The sequence below is a fragment of the bacterium genome (genome assembly GCA_041648665.1).
Classification (GTDB): Bacteria; UBA10199; UBA10199; order 2-02-FULL-44-16; family JAAZCA01; genus JAFGMW01.
In genome coordinates this window covers 1-5,112 of the sequence record JBAZOP010000144.1, presented here as the reverse complement: position 1 = coordinate 5,112, position 5,112 = coordinate 1, and the positions used below count along the sequence as shown (strand labels likewise).

At 62.0% G+C, this 5,112-nt stretch carries 7 protein-coding genes; 6 read left to right on the top strand and 1 reads right to left on the bottom strand.

Annotated elements, in window-relative coordinates; all coding sequences use genetic code 11:
* Nucleotides 1-378, bottom strand: a 378-nt coding sequence (locus WC683_19425) for a hypothetical protein (protein MFA4974777.1), incomplete at its 3' end; no start/stop codon positions are given.
* 344 nt (nucleotides 379-722) lie between these two features.
* Between WC683_19425 and rpsB the strand changes: the two genes are divergently transcribed.
* The 6 genes from rpsB to WC683_19395 all read left to right on the top strand — a co-directional run.
* A complete protein-coding gene (gene rpsB, locus WC683_19420; GenBank protein ID MFA4974776.1) occupies nucleotides 723-1,616 on the top strand; it encodes a 30S ribosomal protein S2 in 894 nt (297 codons plus the stop codon).
* Nucleotides 1,617-1,656: 40 nt separating this feature from the next.
* The gene (tsf, locus tag WC683_19415; GenBank protein MFA4974775.1) at nucleotides 1,657-2,526 is read left to right on the top strand and encodes a translation elongation factor Ts; all 870 of its coding nucleotides are present in this window, start codon (nucleotides 1,657-1,659) and stop codon (nucleotides 2,524-2,526) included.
* Nucleotides 2,527-2,534: 8 nt separating this feature from the next.
* Complete coding sequence (gene pyrH / locus WC683_19410; GenBank protein ID MFA4974774.1) at nucleotides 2,535-3,248, top strand: UMP kinase; 714 nt, start codon at nucleotides 2,535-2,537, stop codon at nucleotides 3,246-3,248.
* The gene (gene frr, locus WC683_19405) at nucleotides 3,241-3,798 is read left to right on the top strand and encodes a ribosome recycling factor (GenBank protein ID MFA4974773.1); all 558 of its coding nucleotides are present in this window, start codon (nucleotides 3,241-3,243) and stop codon (nucleotides 3,796-3,798) included. Before pyrH ends, frr begins: the two co-directional genes overlap by 8 nt.
* The gene (gene uppS, locus WC683_19400; protein ID MFA4974772.1) at nucleotides 3,798-4,496 is read left to right on the top strand and encodes a polyprenyl diphosphate synthase; all 699 of its coding nucleotides are present in this window, start codon (nucleotides 3,798-3,800) and stop codon (nucleotides 4,494-4,496) included. The genes frr and uppS overlap by 1 nt, the downstream gene beginning before the upstream one ends.
* A gap of 13 nt (nucleotides 4,497-4,509) precedes the next feature.
* The coding region (locus tag WC683_19395) for a phosphatidate cytidylyltransferase (protein ID MFA4974771.1) at nucleotides 4,510-5,112 on the top strand (603 nt) is incomplete at its 3' end.

The window sequence follows — 5,112 nt, the reverse complement described above, 5'->3', positions numbered from 1 at the left end:
GCGGCAACCCAGCTCATAGGCCTTCTTCAGGAAGATGCCCGCAGTGGCCAGATTCTCGGCGTCGAAGCTCTGAAACGCGGACTGGATGTATTCGTCCCATTTCTTGTCCCTGTGGCCGGACTTCATATAGAGCTCCAGGTCCTTGTCAGTGGTGGACTGGAGCGCCGCGGGTGCCGGGGCGGGGATAGAAGCCGGCGCACTCGTCGGAGCAGTCGTTGCCGGGGACTGGGGTGGGGCAGGTGGTTTTCCAATCGGTGCAGCAGGGGCTGGTCCGATCATCGGGCCCTGAGGCCTCCCCTGTGCATCGGCTGTTGGGCAGAGGGCTGCGGCCATGCTGAGACAGAATGCCATCGCCAATATTATAGTTTTTGTTTTCATATGGTTATATCCGATATCAATAATCAACTTTAACTGACCACCCTCGCCATCATTCAATTTGCGGCCATGTTATCAGAAAACAAACCCGCTTCCTAGCGTCCAGGTGTGTTTCACAGCAGCAAAAGGGGCGGATTTTCTGTTGCATAGAGATACCCTACATGTTAGACGCATCCGGCTCTGAAAAGGGGTTTTTCTTGAATAAAATCCGTCTTGTCCGCTGATCGCGATGGCGGAAGGCCGGAAATCCCTAAAGCCCCCCGAAATGGTTCCGCAGGGTATGTCGGAATGGTCCGGGTGCCTGCGCGGTTGAGGGGGCCCATAGGTCAAACCAGAGGAGGTTTTAGATGTCACCGCAGATCGAAGTGAAGGAGTTGCTCGAAGCAGGGGTGCATTTCGGGCACCAGACCAGGCGCTGGAACCCCAAGATGAGGCCGTACATCTTCGCGGCCCGCGACGGGATCCACATCATCGACCTGGAGCAGACGGTCTCCCAGGCACAGCGCGCGTATAAGTTCGTCGCCGACACCGTGGCCCTGGGCAACAGCGTGCTCTTCGTGGGCACCAAGAAACAGGCACAGGAGGTCGTCGAGGCCGAGGCCAGGCGCGTGGGCCAGTACTTTGTCACGAAGCGCTGGCTCGGCGGCATGCTCACCAACTTCCAGACGATCAAACGGTCGATCGCAAGGCTCCGCGACCTCGAGACCAAGAAGGAGAAGGGCGAGTTCGAGAAGCTCCCCAAGAAGGAGACCTTGAAGCTCGACCGCGAGATCGTGAAGCTCGAGTTCTCGCTCGGCGGCATCAAGGAGATGTCGAAGACTCCGGGAGCGGTGTTCATAGTCGATCCCAACAACGAGGACATCGCCAAACTCGAGGCCATGAAGCTCGGCATCCCGATCGTCGCGCTCACGGACACCAACAGCAATCCCGAGGGCATAGACTACATAATCGTGGGCAACGACGACGCGATCCGCTCCATCTCGTTCTTCTCCAAACTCGTCGCCGACGCGTGCGGCGAGGGGGCGCAGCGCCGCGAGGCGGCGCTCCGCGAGCAGAAGGAGCAGCAGGGCAAGGAGCGGGAGGTGAAGCCCAAGGGCCCGGCAGTCCGCGAGCAGAAGATAGGGGCAAAGGGCAAGGCGTGGGTCGGCCGCCGCGAGGAGCCGAAGGTGCCTGATGCGGACGCTGAGAAGTTCGCATCCGCAAAGGCGGACGTGGAGAAAGAGGAGAAGACGGAGAGCTGAGGACCGTAACCGTAAACCGAATTAGCGACGGAGGACAAAGATGTCGATAACACCTGATATGGTGAAGGAACTGCGCGAGAAGACCGGCGCAGGCATGATGGATTGCAAGACGGCGCTCTCCGAGTCCAAGGGCGACATGGATGCCGCGATCGAGACGCTGAGGAAGAAGGGCATGGCCAGGGCAGCCAGCAAGGCCGGCAGGACCGCGGCCGACGGGCTGATCGGCTCCTACATCTCAAAGGATGCGAAGCTGGGAGTGCTGGTGGAGGTCAATTGCGAGACCGACTTCGTCACCAAGACGGACGACTTCCAGGAGTTCGCGAAAAAGGTCGTCGACGTTGTGCGCGACGCGAACCCGTCCGACCTCGATGCGCTTATGGCCACCCCCCTCGGCAACACCACAGTCCGCGAGACCGAGACCGCGCTTACCGCGAAGATCGGCGAAAAGCTGGGCGTCCGCCGCTTCTCCCGGGTGGAGGCCGAACCCAAGGGGAGGCTCGCGCAGTACATACACGCGGGCTCCAAGATCGGCGTGATCGTGAAGTATGCGGACCCGAACGGCAAGCTCGACGAGCAGACGGCCCGCGAGGTCGCGATGCACGTCGCCGCCATGCATCCGCAGTACGTGAGGAGGGATGACGTTCCTGAGTCGGTCATAGCCAAGGAGCGGGAGATCATGCTCGCCCAGATGGGCGACACCAAAAAGCCGCCCGAGATCATGGACAAGATCGTCACCGGCAAGATGGGCAAGGTCTTCACCGAGATATGCCTTGAGGAGCAGCTCTTCGTCCGCGACCCCGAGGGCAAGTCCACGGTGGGAAAATGGCTCTCCAAGCTGGACGACGGAATCAAGATCGATTCCTTCATACGCATGCAGGTCGGCGAGGGGGTCGAGAAAAGAAAGGACTAAAGGACTAGATGAAATACAAGAGGGTGTTGCTCAAGCTTTCCGGCGAGGCTCTTCACCCCGCCGGCGCCCAGTCCGGCATAGGTCTTGAGGCGGCCGAGACGATCGCCTGCGAGATCGCGGAGATCGCGAAGGCCGGGGCGGAGGTCGCGGTCGTGATAGGCGGCGGCAACATCTTCCGCGGCGCGGTCGCGGCCGCCAGCGGCGCGATCGAACAGGCCCAGGCCGACATGATGGGCATGCTCGCCACCGTGATCAACGGGCTGGCGCTCCAGTCGGCGCTCGAGCGGCAGGGGCTTGACGCCAGGCTCATGACCGCCACTGCGATGCCGCAGGTCGCCGAGCCGTTCATCCGGCGCAAGGCGCTCAGACACCTGAACATGGGCAGGGTGCTCGTCTTCGCGGGCGGCACAGGCAGCCCGTTCTTCTCGACCGACACGGCGGCAGCACTCCGTGCAGTCGAGATCAACGCGGAGGTCGTCCTCAAGGGCACCAAGGTCGACGGCGTCTACTCCGCCGATCCCATCAAGGACCCCAAGGCGATCAGGTACGACAGTTTGAGTTACGTGGATGTCCTCACCAGGCGGCTCAAGGTCATGGACGCGACCGCCGTGTCGATGTGCATGGATCACAACCTCCCCATCATCGTCTTCAACATGTTTCAGCCCAAGAACCTGAAGAAGGTGGTGAAGGGAGAAAAAATGGGGACGATGATCTATGGATAACAAAGTGTTCGACAAGGCGCAGGACAAGATGAAGAAGGCGGTGGAGCTGTTCCGCCACGAGCTCGCGAAGCTGCGCACCGGCCGCGCCTCGCTCTCGGTTCTCGACGACGTCAAGGTCGAGTACTACGGGACGATGACGCCGCTCAACCAGATGGCTTCGATGACCCTGCCGGATCCGCGCACCATCGTCATCCAGCCGTGGGACGGCAGCGCCGTCGGCGCGATCGAGAAGGCGATCCAGAAGGCGGACCTGGGGCTCAATCCTGCGAACGACGGCAAGGTGATCAGACTCCCGGTGCCGCCGCTCAACGAAGAGCGCCGTCTCGAGCTTACCAAGGTCGTCAAGAAACACGGCGAGGACTGCAAGGTGATCGTGCGCAACGCGCGCCGGGACGCCAACGAGGAGCTCAAGGTCTTAAAGAAGGACAGCAAGATCACCGAGGACGAGGAACGCAAGGCGCACGAGCGGGTACAGAAGATGACCGACGACTTTATCAAACAGGTGGATGAGGCGATCGCTCACAAAGACAAGGACATAATGCAGGTCTGATGCGCAAGGTTCCCAAGCATATAGCCGTGATCATGGACGGCAACGGCCGATGGGCCAAGGAGCGCGATCTCCCGCGCGCGGAGGGGCATCGCCGCGGCGCGGAGGCCATCGAGACGATCGTGCGCGCTTGCCGGCATCGCGGGGTGAAGTACCTCACCCTCTACGCCTTCTCCGAGGAGAACTGGCAGAGGCCGTCGGACGAGGTCCTGGCCCTGATGCAACTGATGCGCCACTTCCTCCTGGCGAAGAGGCCTGAGATGGTGAAGGAGGGGACGCGCTTCCGCGTGATAGGCGACGTGGATAGGCTGCCCTCCGACGTGCTGCAGGAGATAGAGGAGACCGTGGAGGCCACCTCCCGCGGCCGCAACATCACGCTGATCGTCGCACTCTCGTACGGCGGCAGGCAGGAGATAGTCAGGGCGTTCAACAGGCTCATCAAGTCCGGGGCGACGGAGGCGACCGTCGAGTCGATCTCGGAGTCCCTGGACACCGCCGGCATCCCGGATCCGGACCTGCTCATTCGCACCAGCGGCGAGTACAGGGTGAGCAATTTTCTGCTCTGGCAGATAGCGTACACCGAGCTTTACGTGACCGACAAACCCTGGCCCGAATTCACGGAGCAGGAGCTGGACAAGGCGATCGAATCCTTCAAGGCCAGGGAGCGCCGCTTCGGTTTGACCGACGAGCAGCTCGCATAGGCCGGGGGCATTGATGACGAAGATCGTGACGGCAATTCTTCTGGGAGTGCTCGTGCTGGCGGCGGTGCTGTGGCTCCCCACATGGGGGCTCGCCGCTCTCATATTCGGCATGACCCTCGCCGGGCTCGCCGAATATTCGCGCATCTTCTTCGACGATAAGTTCGAGCGCTGGGCGGTGTTCGCCGCGGGCGCGATGCAGGCGCTCTGGATGATGGGGCCGGCGCCCTGGCGCAAGGCCGCGGTGCTGGGCGTCGCGGCGTGGTTCTTCGTCCTGGCGCTGCTCTTCATGTGGAGGTCCAAGGATCTCGCCCGCTCCGTCGAGAGGCTGGGGCTCGCGATCATGGGCGTGGTCTATCTCGGCGTCGCCTTCCCGATATGGTCTTGGATCCTGCGCATGCCGAGGGGAAGGGCGCTCATCCTCATCGCTCTGGCGCCCGCGTGTCTGTGCGATATCCTGGGGCTTGCAGCGGGCAAGGCGTTCGGAAGGCGCAAGCTCGCGCCGCAGGTCAGCCCGAACAAGACGGTCGAGGGGCTGATAGGCGCTCTCGCGGGATCGATGATCGGAGTGGCGGCTGTGCGCTTCTTCATGCTCCCGCCGCTGTCGCTGGTGGATTCC

What these genes read in the sequence shown, in the direction of transcription:
- rpsB (MFA4974776.1), top strand. Translation starts at nt 723, where the DNA reads ATGTCACCGCAGATCGAAGTGAAGGAGTTGCTCGAAGCAGGGGTGCAT.
- frr (MFA4974773.1), top strand. Translation starts at nt 3,241, where the DNA reads ATGGATAACAAAGTGTTCGACAAGGCGCAGGACAAGATGAAGAAGGCG.
- pyrH (MFA4974774.1), top strand. Translation starts at nt 2,535, where the DNA reads ATGAAATACAAGAGGGTGTTGCTCAAGCTTTCCGGCGAGGCTCTTCAC.
- uppS (MFA4974772.1), top strand. Translation starts at nt 3,798, where the DNA reads ATGCGCAAGGTTCCCAAGCATATAGCCGTGATCATGGACGGCAACGGC.
- tsf (MFA4974775.1), top strand. Translation starts at nt 1,657, where the DNA reads ATGTCGATAACACCTGATATGGTGAAGGAACTGCGCGAGAAGACCGGC.